This window comes from Actinoplanes sp. NPDC020271 (assembly GCF_044388125.1).
Lineage (GTDB): Bacteria > Actinomycetota > Actinomycetes > Mycobacteriales > Micromonosporaceae > Actinoplanes.
The window spans coordinates 1-20,058 of the sequence record NZ_JBIRWQ010000052.1 but is presented as its reverse complement, the minus strand read 5'-3'; the positions used below and the strand labels follow the sequence as shown (position 1 = coordinate 20,058).

Here is a 20,058-nt window from a genome sequence, read left to right as displayed (position 1 = left end):
CTGCGACTTCACCGTCACTGCTCGTGCTCGCCCGCACCAACCAGGACGTGCCATGCACCCGACCACTATCACCTCCATCGGCATCCGGATCGCGACGCACTGGGACATCCGTGCCCTCGCCGACGTGCTCACTACCGCTGCCGTAACTACCGCGCAGTGGACCTCAACCGGACTGCTCGGCCGCGCACGGCTGCTACACGACGCCGTTCTCCAGCAGACCCGCTATGCCGTCCGCAACAGAACCGCTCTACTCGCCGAACACGCCGACGCGCTCGTCGGCGCGATCATCTGGTCGCACTGCCCACCACATGAAGCCGATGCCGGTCGCGCTAGCCCCGGCAGCCTGCACGACTCACCGGCCTGCCTTCATAACCGGGCCGGTACGTGGGACCAACCACACTGGGATCTGCGTGGCCTCGGAGTCCTGCCCGGCTTCTGGCGGCAGCATGTCGGCACCGCATTGCTCGATGCCTGGCACCGCGAGACAGGCGCCGACATGATCGCCCGCGCTGCAGTCGCCGCGCCCGGCTCCGGGCGCCTGTTCGCCGACCACGGCTACCAGCTCGCCGGCGCGATCTGCCCTGCAGGCTTGGAGGACGGGCCGGTTCTGCAACGACTGTGGCGACCCGCGCAACTCCGGGCGTCCGTGCGCTCCAGAAACCGCACAGCTGATGACTTCCTGACCAGGAGGCGCCGAGCGGTGAACCCCTGAGGCTGGCTGAATCGAAAGTCAAGAAGCCGGTGTGGCTTCACATAGCTGCAATTTACTGCGTCGCACCGAATAATTGTCTGTGCCGTGTTGGCAGTCGTTTCTGCCCGCCACCAGAGCAGCTCGTCTCGCGCGACGGGCGAGTGTTAGACGACGGCAATCCGCGCGTGCCGAGCCGAGCTTTCGCCGACCGCTGCACGCGCGTGGCGGCTTGCTTGCAGCGCGCGTCTTATGACATGTACCTGAAACAAATAGCCGCTGGGGCGGCTGACTCGGATTGGCAGGCCGTAAAGCGCGACGACCGCTCGTCGGAATTGTGTTCGCCGCCGGTCTGGTGACCCGGGTCATCAGCCTCGAATCGATGTTCAGAGCGACGTCATGACGCGGCCGCAACAGCGCCCGGTTGCGGGGATCGGCATCATGTACCGGATCCGTCGTGCCGGCTCGCTGCCTCGCTGTGCTGAGATCATTGCTACCCCTGCTCAGGCGAACCCCCAGGTCAGCCGTTCATAGTAGTCACCGTCAGGCATGCGACCGTTCCACGACGCAGATCTGACCCATAGCCGGCCCGCGAAGCCCGACTCGACGGGGGAGGGGCGAACGGCAGCCCAAACGCAGGAGCGTTTCCGCTCATGCCTCCAGCGGCGCCTACCGTCTTTTGGCGCGCTGCTATCCCCCGTCAATTACTGCCCGAACGGGTGGTGAGACTTCATCCAGAACTCATCCCTCGATTCGATACGGAGTCCGCCTCCCTCGACAGGATGAAGTTTTCTTCATCGAACAAAACGCACAAAACTCGCGCTCGCTTATGTCATATCTGCAGGTCAGGTGGCGTCGCTTCGCTCCGCGGGCGGGCCATAGCCGTACGCCAGGCCCGTACGGCCACCGGCATTCCCAACAGTCGATCACTGTGCCAGATTTATTGGCGACGCCGAACGGTCAGCACGGGTCGCGCGCCCCACTCAGCGAATCCTGCTATCCGGTAGGCGGAAATGGTTGCCACGGCACATATCGAAATGAACCCGTCAGGCTTGGCCCGCCCTGGCCGGGTCACCGCATCCGTCCGACCGAACGCGAGTTCGGCCGGCTTCGCTAAGGAATACCCCCGCTGATGGATCTGAATTCTCGTGCCGCCGCACCCCGTGCCGGCACGACGCTGATCGCTCGCGCACAGGAGCAGGTCGTGCGCCTGTGCGGCGACCGCGGCCCGCTGGCACCGGGATCGGGCCGCCGTCTCAGCGTGGCGTCCGGGCATCTCACGATGAAGGCCGAAGACGGTCTACCGCTGCGCGACAGCGGCGAGCGAACGTTGAACGGCCACCACCCGCGGAAACGATTTGCTCTGAGAGACGGCCTCCGCACCTGCCTCTGGTCGCCGCCGATGCTTTCTTGCCGGTCACGGAATCGGTCGGGGGTGGAGCTGATCGGTGCCGGCCGAGCGCCGCCAGTGCCGGGGCAGGCTCGATCACCTTGCTACTGCCACTGGTTACGCCGTCTCGTCAGCGAAGCTGTCGAGAGGCGGCAGATGTCCCCGGTCAGGCCAGACACAACCGGGCCGGGGCACGGGTGGACGGCGGGCATGCACTCTCCTACGCCTTGAGCGCCCGAGCCCGCCGTCCACCCGCTATTTCTTTCTGAGATCCGCCGATACCCATTCGAGGGTTCGATGTCCTTCCCCCATACGCGAGATCACCTCGATCCGCGCCAGTCTCCCCTCCGGCCTCGCCACGCCGCAGGTCCCCCGCAACACGGCCTGGGCTACCAGGCCCCTGTCGACACCTCCATGCCGGGCCCGCTGCCTGACTCGGTCCTTCACGGTTTCCCGGGCGACGCGACGCAGCGGGCCGGCACAGGGATACCTCCCTGGCATCCAGCCGAGGAGGCCGCGCCCTACGATCCGGCTGCGGCCCGCCCCGTCGATCACCACGGTTACGGAGAGGTGCTGAGGCGCGTGGAGCAGTGGCCGAAGTTCGCTGACGACCTGTTCCGGCTCGCTCACGACCGCGAACAGCTGTTCGTCGACCGTCACCTCGCCGCTGTCGGCCTGGCCTGCGCGGTCCTGGCTGAACTCGGTGTCGCCGACCGCGTCGCCGTCGAGCGGGACCGCCTGGTGGTCATCGACCAGCGTCCGCCCCCGGACGCGCTGGCCCACACCGTCCTGGAGAAGGTGGCCAGCGAGCCCGACCCGCTGACGCCCCAGGACTGGATGCGCTACCTGTCCGAGGACATCTACGACCAGGTCGCCCAGCGCATGATCCAATCCGGTGACCTTCGCAAGGTCACCAAGCACGGGCGCCTGTTTGGACGATCACGCACCGTCTACGAACCCACGGACAACAACCGCGCGTACTGGCCCACCGCTCGGCTGAACACCTCCGTGCAACGAGGCCGCGACTTCGACGCGTTCGACCGGGTGCTGGTAGGGCTATGCCTGTCCAGCGGCGTCTATCAGAAGGTCTTCACCGAAGCCCCGCGGTACGTGGTCGACCAGCTGATCGCTACCAGCCACCAGAGCCGGCCACCGGTCCCGGCGTTGCTGAGCGCGCTGGACAGCCTCGGCGGTACCACCATCCTGATCCACCCCTGAACCTTCACCGCGGCACACCCTTTTCCCTGCTCTGCTGTCGTATCCGTCAGGAGCCTTCTCGTGTCTCACCCTCCGCAATCCAAGGCGACCAGCTCGGTCGCCCAAGCTTTGGCGGCCAACCGGCTCGGCGTGTCGCCGGTCGTGTTCATGGTGATGGCCGCCGCCGCCCCGCTGACCGTCATCGCCGGCGGTGCCACTACCGGCTGGGCCGTCACCGGCGTCATCGGCATCCCCGTCGGCTACATCGCCGTCGCCCTCGTTCTGGCGATCTTCTCGGTCGGCTACGTGGCCATGTCCCGCAAGGTGATCAACTCGGGCGCGTTCTACACCTACGTCACCCACGGCCTCGGCCGCCCGGCGGGAGTCGGCGCCTCGTTCATCGCGGTCCTGGCCTACAACGCCATGCAGATCGGCTTGTACGGCGGCTTTGGCAAGGTCACCGCCGACTTCGTCGACGCGCACACCAGCTGGTCCACCCCGTGGTGGCTGTGGGCGTTCATCGGCTGGGCAGTGGTCGGGATGCTCGGTGTGCTGCGCATCGACCTCAACGGCAAGATCCTCGGCGCGCTGCTGATCGGCGAAATCGCTGTTGCCCTGGTGCTCGCCGGTGTGCACATCACCCATCCCGCCGGTGGGCACATCAACTTGACCGCCTTGAGCGCGATCTCACCGTCGCAGCTGCTGACTGCCGGGATCGGCGCCGTGCTGGTCACCGCGATCACCGGGTTCGTCGGCTTCGAAGGCACCGCGGTCTTCAGTGAGGAGTCCAAGGACCCGCAGAAGACCGTCGCCCGGGCCACCTACATCGCCCTGGCCATCATCGGTGTGCTCTACAGCCTCTGCGCGCTCGCGATGACCATCGCGGTCGGCCCGGACAAGATCGTGGCCGCGGCCACCGAGCACGGCACCGAACTGATCTTCGACCTCGCCGCCCCGTACGTGCCGTCGTCCGTGCTGATCCTGGGGCATCTGCTGTTCATCACCAGCCTGTTCGCGGCGCTGCTCTCCTTCCACAACACCGTCGCCCGCTACTTCTTCGCGCTCGGCCGCGAAGGCGTGCTCCCGAGGATGCTGGCCCGCACCAGCGTGCGCAGCCGTTCGCCGAAGGTCGCCTCGATCACCCAGACCGTCATCGCCGCCGTCGTCTTGTTCGTCTACGCCTACGCCGGCTGGGACCCCATGATCAACCTGTTCTTCTGGATCACCGTCACCGGCGGTCTCGGGGTCCTGGTCCTGATGCTGGCCACCTCGATCGCCGTGGTGGGCTACTTCCTGCGCCCGGCCAACCGCGATGGCGTCGGCGTCGGCCGAGGCCTGCTTGCGCCGGAGGTGGCGACCGCCGCGCTGGGCTGGATCCTGGTCGTCACCCTGCAGCAGTTCCACATCCTGCTCGGCGTCGACGCCGCCAGTCCCTGGCGATACATCTTCCCGGGCGCGTTCGCCGTCGCCGGCCTGCTCGGCGTGCTCTGGTCGCTGTACCTGCGCACCGCCCGCCCGGACGTGTACGCCGCGATCGGCGCCGGCGCTCACCGCGGCCTGATCAGCGGCTCGCAGTCCACCCAGACCACCACTGCGGCCGGGCGGTGACGGGCATGACCGACTCCGAGACCGCCGTCCGGATCCGCCGCGCCCAACAGGACGACACCGGCTTGGTCGCGAGCATCCTCGCCGATGCCTTCTTCCACGGTGACCTCGCCGGCTGGCTCGTACCCGACGAAACCCTGCGCGCCGCCATCTACCCGCCGTACTTCCGGCTGCTGGCCGGCCACGCTATCGAGTACGGCCACGTCGAGGTGCTCGGCAGCGATGCCACCGCCGTCTGGTTCGACCTCGACCACAACCCGGCACCCGTCCTCGATGATTACGACGCCCAGCTCGCCGCCATCACCGGCAGCACGGTGTCCCGCTTCCGGCAGCTCGACCACGCCATGCACGAGCACCACCCGGACCCGCGTCGAGAGGAGCACGCCTACCTCGCGTTCCTTGCCGTGCGACCCGCCCGGCAGAGCCACGGTCTCGGCGCCGCACTACTCACACACCGGCTCACCGACCTGTCCCGCCAGCACCGCGCCGCCTACCTCGAGGCCACCGGCTCGCGTAACAGAGGGCTCTACCAGCGCTTCGGCTTCGAACCGCTCGACCCGTACACGATCGTTCCCGGCGGGCCGCAGCTGTACCCGATGTGGCGATCGCGCCACACCGAAATCTGAACCCGCAAGAACCTTCGGCACAGCCAACCCGAACGGTCACACACCGGTCCGGGATCCGTCGGCCATCGCCCCGGGGCGGCGCTGCCTTCTACCGCCAAAGCCCAGCGCCACCCCGCCCGCCGTGCGACGTAACCGCCCACCGCGCGGACGGGCACCCGGGGGCTCGCACCACAACGCGAGTCCCTGAGATGCCGGGTGCGCACCCCGCCTCCGTATGCGCACCCGGCACCCCACCCTGACGCGTCACCCGAAAATCGCGCGGCCAGCCGCCGCGGCGGCACCCCCGTTCAGTGAGAGAAAGGCAGCACGGTCATGGCTTCGCCACCCGCCCTGGGTCGTCCTGCGGGCATCCTTGCCACCGTTGCGGGACTTGCCGCGAGGCTGCACGCCGGTCGGACTATTACCCTGCCCGGCACCCGGCGAGCCTGGATCAACGCGTTGACCGACGATGTGCAGCAGCTGCGGCGTGCCTGGACCATCCCCGGCCCGCGCCGGGGCTCGTCCCAGCAACACCCTGCGGCAATGAACGCCGGCCGCGCCCGACACCGCGCAATTTCCATGCCGGGCACCTCGCGGAACACGCTGGACCTACTGACGGATCCTCAAAAGCAGCCGGGCGGCGCAGCAGCTTGCGGCCGCCGCCCGGACCCGGCCGGGGTGGTGCGCCCGTCGCACCCCCGTCGACACCAGCGGCGCACCACCCCCTCAGCCGGGAACCGCGGCAAGCCTTCCGCCACGATGCTCCAGCGTCACGGCAGCACGGCCAGGAAACAGCGATGAGGCGACCGCGGATCATCTGGCCGCATCCAGCAGTCAGCATCGTCCTCGCCACGGCGCTGCTCGCCGCCAGCTACCTCCTGATCGTCAAAGCCGCCAATCCCGCGCCGGCAGTCCCGCAGGGCTGGCACCCGTGTTACGGCGACCCCGGCGGCACCAGCACACCGAGTGTCGCAACGTTGGACGCCGTCGACCGGCTGCAGAAGCTGGCGGACACGATCGCCACCACGTCCGCCGACGGCAAAGACCCCGAGGACTACCGGTATTCGACGGTGCACCGCCAGTTCTGGATCGTCGTGGACGGCATGGTCGAACCCTCCGAGGACACCCTGTGGCGGGCCGCCGACGGCAGCGGACGCACCGACGAGCGTCGGCTGCCGGCCCGCCCCGACCCGGACAGGTTCCCAGACGTTGCGGAACGGCAGCGTCTGTCCGCGGCGCCCGCCACCACGCAGACATACCCGCGGCCTGATGGCGGAGTCCTCGCAGCTGCGGTGGCCGAACCGGTGCCCACCAATCCCGCGGCCCTGGCCGACGCCATCTTCGACGCCCGCGAAACCTACTGCAACAACACCCTGCTGTTCGAAGCGTTCGTCCAGCTCAGCCAGCTGCACTACCTCAACCGGGCGGCGCGGGCCGCGGCGCTGCGCATGCTCGCCACCGTCCCCGGCATCGCCTACGACGGCATCGCCCGCGACCTGCTCGGCCGCACCGGCTGGTCGTTCACCCTCACCCAGCCCCTGACCCGCCGAACAATCATGCTCGACCCCCGCACCGGCCGGCTGCTCATCGCCACCACCAGCAGCTCCGTCACCGGAACCCAGCAGCTTTGCGACTACCTGCTGCTGCTGGCCACCGACCGCACCAGAACCCCTGGCCAGCCACCCGACCCCTAACAGCCGACCGCACCGCAGGGCCTATCCGCCCACTCGCCCAACGGTGCGGTCAGGGCAGCAGGCCACCTCTGGCCGCGCCGCCCGGGGCGGTGCGCTCTGCCGTTGCCGCAGCCAGTAGCGCACCGCCCCCACACCTGATCCACGCCGAAGCCGCCTTGCCGGACGAGGCGAACCCGAACCACGACGGCAGCCCACGCCGCCCTTAGCCACCCATCGGGAGACCGTCATGCCCGTACCAGCCCGAACATCCGCGCCCGGCCGCGCCTCAGCACCACGCAACCCCGGCGTTAAACGGCGGATGTCGCCACCGACCGTCGGCGAGGCCCGCGACCAGCTACGCCGACAGGTCGTCCAGCTCTACCACCCCGAACCCGGCGCCGGCCCGCCATTGTCACTGCGCAAGATCGCCGCGAAGCTCGACCGCTCCTACGGACTTGTCTGGGCCCTGCTCAACGAAGCCGGCGTGAAGCGCCGCACGTCGACCCACCACAAGCGCCGGGCCACCACCAACTCGTAGCCGCGTTCCCCTCGCCGCGCGGCGCGTGCTCCACCACCTACCGGCTCAGATCGCCGCCGCCATCCCCATCCCCTTCGAGAAAGGACCGTCATGGCATCACAACGCCGACCGTCCGCCGCCTCTCGTGCGGTACCCGCCGCCGAGCCTCCGATGCCCGCCGGCACCACGCCGCCGGTGGGCGACACGCCCGGCGAGCTCGCCGACGCCGTCGCCACCGCGCTGCGCCTGAGCGTCACGGCCGACCCCGGTGAAGCCGCCGCCGTGCTCGCACCCCACGTGACCGGCCTGACCCTCGACCAGGTGCTCGCCGACGCCATGCTGGCCGAGACGTGCCTGCTGTACGCCACCCTGGCCACCGGCGCCGAGCAACTGCGTGCCGCGCAGCTGGCCTACCACGCCCACCACGTCCGCTACCCGTGCGGACACCCGCGCCGGATCGCCGCCGCCGACGCCTACGGCACCGCCCTGCACCAGAACGGCCTGCTTCCTGAAGCGATTGTCGTGCGCCGCCGCGTGCTCGTCGGCTACCGCACCCACCAACCTCAGAATGCGCTGCCCGCCGCGGTCGGCCTGGCCGACAGCCTGCACGCCATCGGCCACTGCGCCGAAGCGATCGGCATCGTCGGCACCGCTTGGGATACCTGGCGCCGTCACCCCCACGCCGATCTCACCACCGGCACCACGATCCTCAACGCCCACGTGCGGATGCTGCTTGCCTGCCGCCAAGATCTGAGCTTGCTCGCCCTGCTGGCCCAGGCCCGCGACACCTGCGCCTGGAGCCACCGCGCCGCGACGCTCACCCGCGAGGAGACTGCCGCCGACACCGCCTACATTGACGCCCATCGCGCCACTGGCTGCACCCACGCTCCGCAAATACTGACCGGCCATGCCGAAGCCACTGCGACCGGGTCCCTGTTTCCACCGCTCCCGCAGCGTCAACCGCTTGCTGGCCGCACTCCGCCAGGTCAGCCCGCATCCGGTCGCGCCGGGCGATGCCGGCATCCGCTGGCTGGCTACCGGGTCAGCGACATCGCCGCCGCGTTCAGCCGCCTGCTCACCGCACCCGATGCCTCGATCCTGCTCGACCCCGATCGGCCTGCACGCCCTGACGACGATGCGGCACGGCAACGGCTGACCGAGGCGACCGCCGCCTGCCTGGCCCACCGCCGCGGCCTGCGCGCCGCCTTGTCCACCGCCCTCATCCTGCTGCCCGCCGTAGTCGTTCTCCTCGTCCTGCATCTCACCTGACCCCCACCACCAGCCCACGACATCGATAAGGAGAAGCGGTGCAGCCACCGTCCACCGTCTCGTCGACCAGCCCACCTGCGCAGGACACCCCGGCCGCCGATCAGCTGCGCAACGAGCACCAGCAACGCGAGAAGGAGATCGCTAGCCGCTACGCCGCGGGCGAGTCCATCCGGACCATCGCCGCCGGCATCGGCCGATCCTTCGGCTACGTCCACCGGGCGATCCAGCAGCAAGGCGTGTCGTTCCGCAAGCGCGGCGGCCGACACAAGCCGAACCCGGCGGCGGACGCCAGCACCGACCCGAAATCCGCCACCGCCGCGACCGCGCGATCGCAGCAACACCGCCACGCCACCACGGCGAACCCATCGGCGCGGGTCCGGATGACCAGCGCGGAGCGGGAGCAGGCCGCCAGCAAGGTCGCCCACATGTTCGTCGAGGAGAACAAGTCGGTCGAGCAGATCGCGAAAGTGACCGGCTTCAAACACGGTCTCGTCTACAGCCTCCTGAAACTCAAGACGGTCCAGCTGGGACCGCGGGGCGGGGGCAAGAAGCGCAACGCCTCCGCCGGTACTTCCTCGTCCGGGTCGCCGACCAGAGCGCCCCGATGATCGAATATTTCCAGGGCGCCGCCAGGCGGTCGGTCAACGCCGAGGACTACAGCAAGCCGCTCCGGGATCAGACGCGTCTTCGTCGACTGTCGGACTGGCCGCTCCAGCAGCGGGAGCGGTGACCGATGACCAAGGTCCGCGACCGTGCTCGCTGCTTCACGCCGTTGCCGCCCGGCGTGCCTGTCGATGATCATGTGTGGCTGCTCGACGAGGACTTCACGACCACCCACCCCGTGGTCCTGCTGTACTACCTGCCGCAGCAAGAGCAGTGGGTCCTCGACATGTGGGGTGACTCGCCGGCGCCGACAACCGGCAACCCCGCGTTGACCTCGCCGGACGACCTGCATGCTGCCCAGCAATGGGTTGCTCGGTTCTTGACCTGCAACAACAACTCCGGTGTCACCTTCGCCTCCGAGGTGAGCACGTGGACGATCACCGAGTGGCGGCTCGTTGCTGTGGGCGGCCGGGTCGGCTGGATACCGCTGTTCGACCTCACCGACACGGCCCAGCTGCCGTTCCCCGTCCGGAACCCGGCCACCGGCGCTCGCGCCGACCCGGTGACCGACAACCAGCTGCGGGTCTCCCGCAACCGGGGCGCGTCGCCGATACACCCCATCGGAACCGAGCTGCTGCGGGCCACCCCCGGTGACATCGACGAGATCACCCTGCTGCTCGCGCAGAGCCTGGTAGATCTCCCACACGCCAGGTGGCTCGTTCCCGACGACCGGACCCGGCTATGGGTGCTGGCCGACTACCTAGCCATCCACGTCGAGCATGCGATCACCAGCGGCTACGGCCACGTCGACATCATTCGCGAACACGACCCGGACCCGCTGGCCCGCGACCGGATCAAAGGCGTCACCGGCGCCGCCGTGTGGCTCTACCGCGACGACCACACCCCATCGATCCCCGACTACCGGGACCGGCGCCAACTGGCATGCCGGGAGGTCGCCGGCCGCTTCGAGCAGCTCGACGCCGCCCTCACCCGGCTCTCGCCGAGCACACCACACCACCTGCTGGCCGCGCTCGCCGTCGCCGGCCACCGCCGCCGCCGGCATCTGGGCAGCCTGCTGCTGCACGCGCACCTTGCCCAACTCGACGCCGGACACCGCGACGCTGCCGCCGTCATCACCTCACCGCCAGCCCGCGGCTTCCTGCGCCGCCACGGCTTCAGCCCCCTCCCTTCGGTACCGCTGACCACGAGGCGGCCGATCCCCGGCACCCGGATCGCGCCCTGCCATCGGCTCGCGACCAAGGCGAACAGCTGATGACCGATGTCCGCCTCTCCCGCAACCCGCGTGCCGCCCGGCCGGGATTGCGCTCACGGCGTGGGCTGGCCGGGGTGCTGGCCGCGCAGATCTGCACGCTGTCGGCCGCAAGGCTCCTGACCGTGGCAGTGCCCTGGCTACTGGTCACCGGCACCGGCGACCCGGACCGGGCCGCGTGGAGCATCGGGATAGTGGTCGCCTGCCAGACCGCACCGTACGCGCTCATGCAGTGGGCGGCGGGCCCCCTGATCGACCGGCTCGGTGGCCGCCGGATCAGCATCATCGGTGACCTGACCGGCGCAATCCTGCTGACCGTTCTGGCCCTCGCGCCGGCCGCCCCGGTGTGGCTGATTGCGGCCGTCATGTTCCTGGTCGGCACCGCCGACGGCCCGGCGCACTCGGGACGACGGCTGCTCGTGCCGGTCGCCGCGATCGCGGCCGGCCACAGCATCGAGCGAGGCGTGCAATACGCGGCCGTCGCCGGACGCGCCTCGATCGCGATCGGCGCCGCGACCGCCGGCTGGCTCCTGGCCGCCACCGGTGGCCTGACCACCCTGTGGACCGCGGCAGCCCTGCTCGCTGCCGCGACCGCTGTCACCGCACTCGTCTGCCCGGACGCACCCTGCGACCGCTCCCACCACACCTACCTCGTCCAGTTGCGGGCTGGTGCCGCCTTCCTGCGCCGCGAACGATCGCTGCGGGCCTTGAGCGCGATGCTGCTCGTGACAAACCTGCTTGACCAGGCACTTCTGGCTTTGCTACTTCCGCTCTGGGTACACACCAGCCGGCACGACCCCAGCCTCATCGGTCTGGCGCCCGGCGTCGCTGGAGCAGCCGCCGCCGGTTCCGCGCTCGCCGGTACGTGGCTCGGCGCCCGCATTCGACTGCCGCGACGCAGTGTGTATCTGGCCGGAGTCCTCATCAGCGGCCCGACCCGCATTGCCGTGCTCAGCCTGGACTGGCCCCCAGCCGCCGTGGTCGCTGTGTTTGCGATCGCCGGGATCGGCTCAGGGCTGTTCAACCCGATCGTAGAGACCGTCCAGATCGAGAAGATCCCCGAAGCGTTGCGCGGCCGGGTCCTGGCCATCATCAGCACGGCCGCCTGGATCGGCATCCCCGCCGGCGGCCTCGTCGGCGCCGCCCTGGTCGAAACCGTCGGACTGACCGCCACCACCGCCGTCTGCGCCGCCACCTACCTGGCGGCCGTGCTGTACCCCGCCTGGCGTGTCACCTGGCAACCCAGCCCCGGCGGGCCCAACGGAGCAACAGCATCGGCCCAACAACCGGCCGGCGCCGCACGCCGCAGCACCGGCCTCGCACCCACGTAACGGCCCCGCATTGCTCTTCTGTACCTGCCTGGCACTCTGGAGAACAGCGATGACTCGTCCCGCATCAGCCGCTGACAGCAGCGCGTATTCAGCGGCGGCTCCCGGAAAAGGCGGTGACCAACTGCGGTTGCTCGCCGCGATCCACGACGACCACACCCGCCGGCTGATCCGCACCGTCGGCTGCGCACCGGACGCCATTGTCCTGGACGCCGGTGCCGGAACTGGCTCGATATCGCTGTTCGTCGCCACTGAACTACTAGGCCCCCAGGCCGGCGGCCGTGTCGACGCCCTCGACGTCGACCCTCAGCACCTACCGCAGCACGAGCGCATCCGCGTCCGCGCCGAGAACATCGTCACCGCCGACCTCGGCGACGGCGTCTACGACCTGATCCACGCTCGGTTACTGCTGATGGACCTTCCTGAGCGCGACGACGTACTCGCTCGCATGGTCCGCGCCTTGCAGCCAGGCGGACGGCTGATCATCTCCGACTGGGACTGCCAAAACTCCCACCGCCTGCTTCAAACCGACAATCCGGCCGCCACGCGAGCATTCGCCGTGCACCAGCAGGCACTCGCCCGTCACGCCGTGGCCACGGGCAGGGCTCCCGGGTGGGCAGCGACGATCTCCTCCGCACTGCTCCGTCATCGGCTCCAGCTGATCACATCGGCAATCCATGTCCCAGGCTGGACCGGTTGCCATCCAGGCCTGCAGTGGTACCACCACGTCAGCCTTCAGCAACAGGAAATGCTGCTCACCACTGGTGTCAACCACCAGCAGCTAGACCTGCTACGTGGCGCCTTGGCAGACCCACGCACGGTCGGCTACTGCTACCCGCTCTACACCGCGGTCGGCGTCCAGGGGGCAGCGAGCTGACATGCGCCCATCCGCCACCGATGACCCAGACAGGCTGCTCGCCGCCGGCGACCGCATTCACGACCCGTCCCGGGCCCAGCGGCCTCGCCGAAGCGACCACCGAGTTCAGCCGGCGACTGGTCTTGGCCGACGAACGGCCCACGTCGTTCGCCAGCTACGTGCCGATCCGGTGTGACACCTCGCGAGCGCTCACATGCTGAAGCTGACGTCCCGATATCAGGCACAGACCCTCCCGCTCGGCGCCCTGGGCATCATCATGGCTGATCAGATCGATGAACGGGAGCGGCACCTGCAACGAATCGCCGAGCTCACCCGCGCCGCTTCGAACAACGGCGGCGGCTCTGCCTTGCTCGGATCGGAACCGACAGTGTGAACGCCGACGGCCCGCCCGCCCCGGACCGGGCGACAGACGAGATCACACAAAGCGTCGATGCTCAGGCCCCCGGCCTCGGCCGGGCCGATCTGGTGTTCGTGTTCGGATCCACCTTGCCGGATGCGGTGCTGCCCGCCGTCGACGTGCTCGACGCTGAGCTTGCGCCGATAGTTGTACTCACGGGCGGCCCGAACCGCCGGCTGCCGCACCACGTCGAGAGCGAAGAACATGCCCGATTGCTGCGGGCCCACGGCATCGCACCGGACCAGATGATCATCGAACGGCAGTCGCGCACTTCCGAGGAGAACGTCGCGTTCGCCCGCCCCCTCATCGAACAACGCCTCGGCGCGGTCCGCACCGCGATCGCTGTGGTCAAGTGGTGGCAACGGCGGCAACTGCACGTCCTCGCCGCCGGCATGCCTACCGTCGAGCGGATCTATGCCGTCACGTGGAACCCGCCCGCTCGTGCCGACGGCAGCCCCTACGACCGGACCACCTGGGCGGACAGCTCTGATCGCGAACGCATCGAGCGCGAACACGCCTACTTGCAAGACTTGCTCGGCCGCCGCGTGCTGCCCGCCCTGGTCACAGACGGCCACGGCTGGATACGAGCGGATCTCTAGAACCAGCGGCCCGCTCAGCGTCGTCGACCGTCCGATGACATGCCAATCACGAGAGCGGCAGATCGCGCCCGTGTGTAGGTCGGCCACCGGCCTGATGCGGCGCCACAGGCTGGCGTCGGCAGCAGGCTGAAGAGGCAGAGCTGGCCGCGACCGATATGTGAAGCACGACAACTGGCGACAACCGGAGACAACTTCCCGGACATAGGCATGAACCGGCAAGGTCATCCACGGGGGACGCCACCGCTGGTTGTCGGGGGACGGCCCGCTGGCGAGATGGGCGACCAGCGGTGGCACCCACCAGAACTCCTTGCCGAACCCCAGGCCGACACCTGGCATACCGGCGCGCCCGAAAACCCAGCCGTGTACAAGGCCAACCTTCTTGCCTGCCGCGAGACGTGTTGCCTGCCACCGACGAGAGGAACGGCATGCCAACCCACTACCGACGTCACAGTCGGCGACCGCGCCGCCGCGCAGCCGCCGCGGTAATCACGGGGCTCGTCACCGCCCTGCTGCTTCCCGGCCAGGTGGCCTTCGCCGCGGACACGCAGACGGCCACCATCACCGCTTCCCAGGCCTTCTATCAGGTCAGCGAGGGCGAGACGGCGGACGTCACGCTCGTCCTGAAGACCAGCGACAACAAAGCGCTCACTGCTGCGGCCACCGTGTCGTACCGCACGGGCGTAGGTACCGCTACCGCCGGCACCGACTACTTGACCACGAGCGGCACGGTCACCTTCAGCGCTGACACCGTGCCGGGTGCCCGCAAGACGATCCGGATCTCGGTACGCCACGACCGGACCGCCGAGGCCGCTGAGACGATCCCCGTCACACTGACCGCCGCCTCCACCGGGCTGGCCACCGGGGCGGCGCCGACGGTGGTGATCAACGCCAACGGCCTGCCGTACCTCGACAAGAAGCTGAGCACCAAGCAGCGGGTGGCTGACCTTCTGGCCCGGATGAACCTGGACGACAAGATCGGCCAGATGACCCAGGCCGAACGCGCCGCTGTCACCGACGACACCACCAAGATCGCCTCGTGGCGGCTCGGGTCGGTGCTCTCCGGAGGCGGATCCGTGCCGACCCCGAATACCCCCACCGCGTGGGTGAACATGGTCAACACGTTCCAGCAGGCGGCCCTGTCCACGCCGCTGCAGATCCCGATCATCTATGGCGTCGACGCCGTCCACGGCCACGGCAACGTGCTGGGCGCCACGATCTTCCCGCAGAACATCGGCCTGGGCGCGAGCCGCGACCCGAAACTGGTCGAGCAGGTCTACCACGCCACCGCCGCCGAGGTCCGTGCCACCGGTGTCCCGTGGGACTTCGCGCCCTGTGTGTGCGTGACCCGCGACGAACGCTGGGGCCGCTCCTACGAGTCCTTCGGCGAAGACCCGAACCTCTTGACTCGGATGACGACCGCGGTCACCGGCCTGCAGGGCCGCAAGGCCTCCCAGCTCGACGACCCGGACCGGGTCCTCGCGACGATCAAGCACTATGCCGGCGACGGCAACACCAGCTACGGCACCGGCGACAGCGGCTACGCCATCGACCGCGGTGTCACCACCGTCAGCCGCCGCGACTTTACCCGTACCATCCTCCCGCCGTACATCGCGGGTGTGCGTGCCGGTGCCGGCGCCGTGATGCCGTCGTTCTCCAGCATCGACTGGACCGATGACGGCGTCGGCAACCCGACCAATATGCACGCCCACAAGGAACTGCTCACCAGCATGCTGAAAGGCACGCTCGGCTTCGACGGCTTCGTGATCACCGACTGGGAAGGCATCCACCAGATCCCGGACCCGACCGCTACCGCCGACACGCTCCTGCCGACCGCCGCGCAGGTGCGCACCGCGGTCAACGCCGGCAGCGACATGTTCATGGAGCCGAACACCGCCGCCCGGTTCGAGACCGTGCTCAAGGGCGAGGTCAACGCCGGGCGGGTCAGCATGACCCGGATCAACGACGCCGTGTCCCGGATCCTGACCAGCAAGTTCCAGCTCGGCCTGTTCGACAAGCCGTTCGCTACCACCGACCGCGTCGACCAGGTCGGCAGCAGCCAGCACCGGGCCCTGGCCCGCGAGGCGGTCGCCAAGTCGCAGGTGCTGCTGAAGAACACCGACAACGTGCTGCCGCTGCGCTCGGACGCGAAGATCTACGTGGCCGGCCGCAACGCCGACAACATCGGCAACCAGGCCGGCGGCTGGACCCTCGACTGGCAGGGCCGCTCCGGCGCCACCATCCCCGGCACCTCGATCCTCGACGGCATCCGCCAGGACGCCCCGCACGCCCTGATCACCTACAGCGCCGACGCGTCCGCGCCCGTCGGCAAGAACGACATCGGCATCGTCGTGGTGGGGGAGACCCCGTACGCCGAAGGCTACGGCGACGTCGGCGGCCCGGCCTGGCCGTGGGGCACCGACGCGCAGAAGGAAACCAAGTCGCTTACCCTGCAGCCGGCCGACAAGGCGGCGATCGACAAGGTGTGCGACGCCGTCACCACATGTGTGGTCCTGGTCGTCTCCGGCCGTCCGCAGATCATCACCGGCCAGCTCGGCAAGATCGACGCCCTGGTCGCGTCCTGGCTGCCCGGCAGCGAGGGCGCCGGCGTCGCCGACACCCTGTTCGGTAGGCAAGCGTTCACCGGCACGTTGCCGGTGACCTGGCCGGCCACCACTGAGCAGGTACCCGTCAACGTCGGCGATCGCCACTACAAGCCGCTCTACCCGTACGGCTGGGGACTGTGAACCAACACAATCGCCAATCGCTGAGCATCCCACTCCTGCTGACGGTCGGCATCACACGGTGCCTCGGTAGACCCCCGCCGCGGAAGCCTGCTCTGCGGGGGACCCGGCTCCGCCCAAGCGCGCGTCAGTAGGGCCGCCGCCTGCCTGATACGCGATACGTCCATGGTGCTGCGGGCAGCCCAGGACAGATGCAGCCAGCTATTCCGCGGAGATGCGGGCGGGGCAGGGGCGTGAAGAAGACGCCCCACCGGCATCAACATACCCACCGCTTCGGGCCCTCATTGCACCCTGCGCCCCGCGGCCACTGGTCCGCGGCTTTCCCAGGAAGATCCTGATGACCACTACTCAGCCCGAGGCTGCCCATACCGCCTCGAATGACATCGGCCTACGACCGAACCGCCTCGCCATCAGCATCATGTTCGCTATCGCCGGCCTCACCATCGGCACGTGGACGGCCCGCATCCCGGCCGTCCAGCGCCACCTCGACCTGTCTGACAGTCAACTCAGCATCGCGCTGCTCGCTTTGGCCGCCGGTGGTTTGATCGGCATGCGCATCGCGGGCCGGCTCTGCGACGGCCACGGCACCCGCCGGATAATGGCCGCAACCGCAGTGACCGTCGGCCCGATGCTGGCGGTCACCGCATACACCCCGGGCCTGATCGCCTTGGCCGTCGCGCTGCTGGTGCTCGGCATGCTGCACGGCACCCTCAACGTCAGCATGAACGCGGCCGCCGTGGTCTGCCAGAACGCCTACCGGCGGCCGATCATGACCAGCTTCCACGCCCTTTTCAGCGTCGGAGGCGTCACCGGCGCAGCCATCGCCGGACTCTGCGCACACGCTGACCTCACTTACCGCCAGACCTTCGCTCTCATCGGCGCCGCCCTCACCGTCATCGGGGCAGCCGCTATCCGCTACCTGCCACTGGCGCCGTCATCCAAACCGGCCGCGCAGGAATTGGGCCCCACGGCCGGGCAGCCACCGCCTCAGCATCGCCGCAAGATGATCCTGCTCGGACTGCTCGCCTTCTGCGCCCTGATCAGTGAAGGTGCAGCAGCCGACTGGAGCAGTGTCTACCTCGACCGGCTCGGCGCCTCACCGGCGTACGCGGCCGCCGCGTACGCCGCCTTCGCCGGCTGCATGACTCTCGGCCGACTGGCCGGCGACCGGATCACCGCCGCCGTAGCACCGGTCCTCCTGCTGCGCTGCTGCGCCCTGGTGGCCGCAGCAGGCGTGACCACCGGCATCCTGGTCGCCACTCCCGCCGTAGCGATCTTCGGTTTCGCCTGCCTCGGTACCGGGCTGGCATGCGTCATCCCGCTGCTCTACTCCGCCGCCGGCAACCTCGACCCCACCCGGCCCGGTGCCGCCCTCTCCCGAGTCGCAGCACTCGGCTATCTCGGCTACGTCACCGGCCCCGTCCTCGTCGGCGCCGCCGCCGCACCACTCGGGCTCGGCAACGCTCTGCTCATCCTGCCCGCCCTGGCCGCGCTGCTGGCCAGCGCGGCTCAGGTCGTTCGCCCACCCGCCCCGAAGCCATCCAGATCGCGCACTCGGGACTGTAAAAAGAACGGCTCTGGTGCAGAAAGGGTGGTCGACCTATGCGAGCAGGATCCGCTGGCGTAGGAGCGCGAAGCCGGCGCGGCCGTACATCTGCCGTTTCAGGTACTTGACCCTGGTGTTTGCGCCTTCGATCGGGCCGTTGCTGTAGGGCAAGGTCAAGCCTGCCACGACGACGGGCAGGTCTCGGCGCAGTCCTTGGGTGAACCCGTGCAGGGCGGGAAGGTCGTCGGCGTCGACGAAGGTCATCCAGGCGTCGAAGTCTTTACCGCGGCGGTCGGTGAGTAGGTCGGCGAACTGTTGCATGCGCTCGGCGAGGACGCTCAGATGCGCGCTGGACGCGAGGAGATCTGCTGACTGTTTCCGGTGGTGGGCGGGTAGGTCAGCGGGTTTGGTCATCAGCCACCAGGCCAGCCGACGCGGCGAGGGCGGTTGGCGCAGCGCGTCCGCGCGGCCCTGGTTGAGGTGGCGGACTAGCAGATTCGCGCTGCCGGTGTAGCCGAGTTCGCGGAGCTCAGCGAGCAGCCGGGTGACCGCTACGCCGGGTTCTTCGGCGCGGCGGCGGCGTAGGTGATCCCGGCACGGATCGACCAGCGTCTCGCGGTAGCGTGGCGGGCGTTCCAAATCCTCGGCTGACGCCGCGCGGGCGTACCGCTTCACGGTGTTCAGCGCCCAACCCACACCTGACGACTTTGCCGGGGCCCTGGAAAGCTGGCCGACCGGCCCGTGCGGGAGAGTCGCGAAACGCGCGACGAATCCGCTAGCATCGATTTCCCAGAGTTGCGGCATGACTACGTCACGTCACATGGGCGTCGTCGCTGTCGTGCCAAGTAGGGAGTGTCATCCGGGTGACCGATGCAACGAAGCAGGAGCCAATCCGTCCTGACCCTGCTTCGACCCGCTGTCCGGCGGCTCATCCGCTCTTCGCGAGTCATTGCGGAGAGTTACCACCGAATGTTGGCCAGAGCTCTATGACCGGCTATCGGTCGGTCAGGGCAGGCTAGCCGCTGGCGGCCACAGCAGTCCACGATGGGTGATGACCGGGAGGGGAATCGGATGCGTAAGTGGCTGGTAGCGGTCGTCGCCGGCGTGCTGGTAGCTGGCCTGGGCGTGTTTCTGGCGATCCAGAATTTGGATAGGGCGGACAAGTGGGCCAGCGTCGTCGGCTTGTTTGTCGGCCTGGCCGGTGTGGCCCTCACCGTGGTCGGTGGGGCAGGTGCCCGCAGGCGCGCTGGTGGGCAGTCGGTCACCGATTCGACAATCGGTGGCGGTGTAGCGCAGGTTCGTGGGGTGCACGGCAGTGTGCGGATTGGTCCGGGTACTTCACAGGGCGCATTGTCGTCACCGGCGACCTCGTCACCACCATCCGCACCGTCGCCGTCGGCAGACGGCGGTGTGGACGGACAGTCGGTGACGCGGTCATCGACGACGGGTCCGGTACGGCAGGTCGACGATGTTGGCGGCGACGTCGAGTTTGACCGGTGACGCGCTGGTGGGGGGCCCGCCCCGGGGCAGGGCAGACGGTCACCGGCAGTGTGGTCTTCGGTCACAACATCCAGATCAGCGGTGTCGGCGGGGATGTGACAATCAGCCTGGACCGGCCGCCGTACCGGGTTGTTGCTGCCAACGGCGCACCGGTGGCTCTAAGTGGTCCGAGCCGTAAGTCCTTCGGGGGTTATGCGGCCAGGGCGAGTGCGGCAGGCTGGTGATCGCAGCCGGCGGGTTGCTGGAGGTTCTG

The 20,058-nt window shown here is 69.0% G+C and carries 17 protein-coding genes; 16 read left to right on the top strand and 1 reads right to left on the bottom strand.

Annotated elements, in window-relative coordinates; genetic code table 11:
• The first annotated feature begins 52 nt into the window (after positions 1-52).
• The 15 genes from ACH442_RS46790 (at position 53) to ACH442_RS46720 (ending at position 18,386) form a co-directional block, all read left to right on the top strand.
• Positions 53-712 carry a GNAT family N-acetyltransferase gene (locus ACH442_RS46790; RefSeq protein WP_396344691.1) on the top strand — a complete coding sequence of 220 codons (660 nt, stop codon included), beginning with the start codon at positions 53-55 and terminating at the stop codon, positions 710-712.
• 1,948 nt (positions 713-2,660) lie between these two features.
• Positions 2,661-3,296 carry a GPP34 family phosphoprotein gene (locus ACH442_RS46785; RefSeq protein ID WP_396344690.1) on the top strand — a complete coding sequence of 212 codons (636 nt, stop codon included), beginning with the start codon at positions 2,661-2,663 and terminating at the stop codon, positions 3,294-3,296.
• A 60-nt stretch (positions 3,297-3,356) separates the two neighbouring features.
• On the top strand, positions 3,357-4,883 hold the full coding sequence (locus ACH442_RS46780) for an APC family permease (RefSeq protein ID WP_396344689.1): 1,527 nt from the start codon (positions 3,357-3,359) through the stop codon (positions 4,881-4,883).
• Positions 4,884-4,888: 5 nt separating this feature from the next.
• The gene (locus ACH442_RS46775; RefSeq protein ID WP_396344688.1) at positions 4,889-5,506 is read left to right on the top strand and encodes a GNAT family N-acetyltransferase; all 618 of its coding nucleotides are present in this window, start codon (positions 4,889-4,891) and stop codon (positions 5,504-5,506) included.
• Positions 5,507-6,282: 776 nt separating this feature from the next.
• Positions 6,283-7,179: a hypothetical protein gene (locus ACH442_RS46770; protein ID WP_396344687.1), complete on the top strand. Its 897-nt coding sequence runs from the start codon at positions 6,283-6,285 to the stop codon at positions 7,177-7,179.
• Between the two features lie 298 nt (positions 7,180-7,477).
• Positions 7,478-7,696 carry a helix-turn-helix domain-containing protein gene (locus ACH442_RS46765; RefSeq protein ID WP_396344686.1) on the top strand — a complete coding sequence of 73 codons (219 nt, stop codon included), beginning with the start codon at positions 7,478-7,480 and terminating at the stop codon, positions 7,694-7,696.
• A 150-nt stretch (positions 7,697-7,846) separates the two neighbouring features.
• On the top strand, positions 7,847-8,944 hold the full coding sequence (locus ACH442_RS46760) for a hypothetical protein (RefSeq protein ID WP_396344685.1): 1,098 nt from the start codon (positions 7,847-7,849) through the stop codon (positions 8,942-8,944).
• 38 nt (positions 8,945-8,982) lie between these two features.
• Positions 8,983-9,552, top strand: coding sequence for a helix-turn-helix domain-containing protein (locus ACH442_RS46755; protein ID WP_396344684.1), 570 nt, complete (start codon positions 8,983-8,985; stop codon positions 9,550-9,552).
• Positions 9,553-9,677: 125 nt separating this feature from the next.
• The gene (locus ACH442_RS46750) at positions 9,678-10,820 is read left to right on the top strand and encodes a hypothetical protein (protein ID WP_396344683.1); all 1,143 of its coding nucleotides are present in this window, start codon (positions 9,678-9,680) and stop codon (positions 10,818-10,820) included.
• Complete coding sequence (locus tag ACH442_RS46745; protein ID WP_396344682.1) at positions 10,820-12,148, top strand: MFS transporter; 1,329 nt, start codon at positions 10,820-10,822, stop codon at positions 12,146-12,148. The genes ACH442_RS46750 and ACH442_RS46745 overlap by 1 nt, the downstream gene beginning before the upstream one ends.
• A gap of 127 nt (positions 12,149-12,275) precedes the next feature.
• Positions 12,276-13,022 carry a class I SAM-dependent methyltransferase gene (locus ACH442_RS46740; RefSeq protein ID WP_396344681.1) on the top strand — a complete coding sequence of 249 codons (747 nt, stop codon included), beginning with the start codon at positions 12,276-12,278 and terminating at the stop codon, positions 13,020-13,022.
• A 193-nt stretch (positions 13,023-13,215) separates the two neighbouring features.
• Positions 13,216-13,395, top strand: a complete 180-nt coding sequence (locus ACH442_RS46735; protein ID WP_396344680.1) for a hypothetical protein — start codon at positions 13,216-13,218, stop codon at positions 13,393-13,395.
• On the top strand, positions 13,392-14,018 hold the full coding sequence (locus ACH442_RS46730; RefSeq protein WP_396344679.1) for a YdcF family protein: 627 nt from the start codon (positions 13,392-13,394) through the stop codon (positions 14,016-14,018). The genes ACH442_RS46735 and ACH442_RS46730 overlap by 4 nt, the downstream gene beginning before the upstream one ends.
• Before the next feature lie 425 nt (positions 14,019-14,443).
• Complete coding sequence (locus ACH442_RS46725) at positions 14,444-16,762, top strand: glycoside hydrolase family 3 N-terminal domain-containing protein (protein WP_396344678.1); 2,319 nt, start codon at positions 14,444-14,446, stop codon at positions 16,760-16,762.
• Positions 16,763-16,973: 211 nt separating this feature from the next.
• Positions 16,974-18,386, top strand: a complete 1,413-nt coding sequence (locus ACH442_RS46720; RefSeq protein ID WP_396344677.1) for an MFS transporter — start codon at positions 16,974-16,976, stop codon at positions 18,384-18,386.
• Here ACH442_RS46720 and ACH442_RS46715 read toward each other — a convergent pair.
• The gene (locus ACH442_RS46715; protein WP_396344676.1) at positions 18,360-19,109 is read right to left on the bottom strand and encodes a transposase; all 750 of its coding nucleotides are present in this window, start codon (positions 19,107-19,109) and stop codon (positions 18,360-18,362) included. The two genes, ACH442_RS46720 and ACH442_RS46715, sit on opposite strands and share 27 nt — an antisense overlap.
• 267 nt (positions 19,110-19,376) lie before the next feature.
• On the opposite strand from ACH442_RS46715, the gene ACH442_RS46710 reads away from it, so the two are divergent.
• Positions 19,377-19,805: a hypothetical protein gene (locus tag ACH442_RS46710; protein WP_396344675.1), complete on the top strand. Its 429-nt coding sequence runs from the start codon at positions 19,377-19,379 to the stop codon at positions 19,803-19,805.
• Positions 19,806-20,058: the final 253 nt, after the last annotated feature.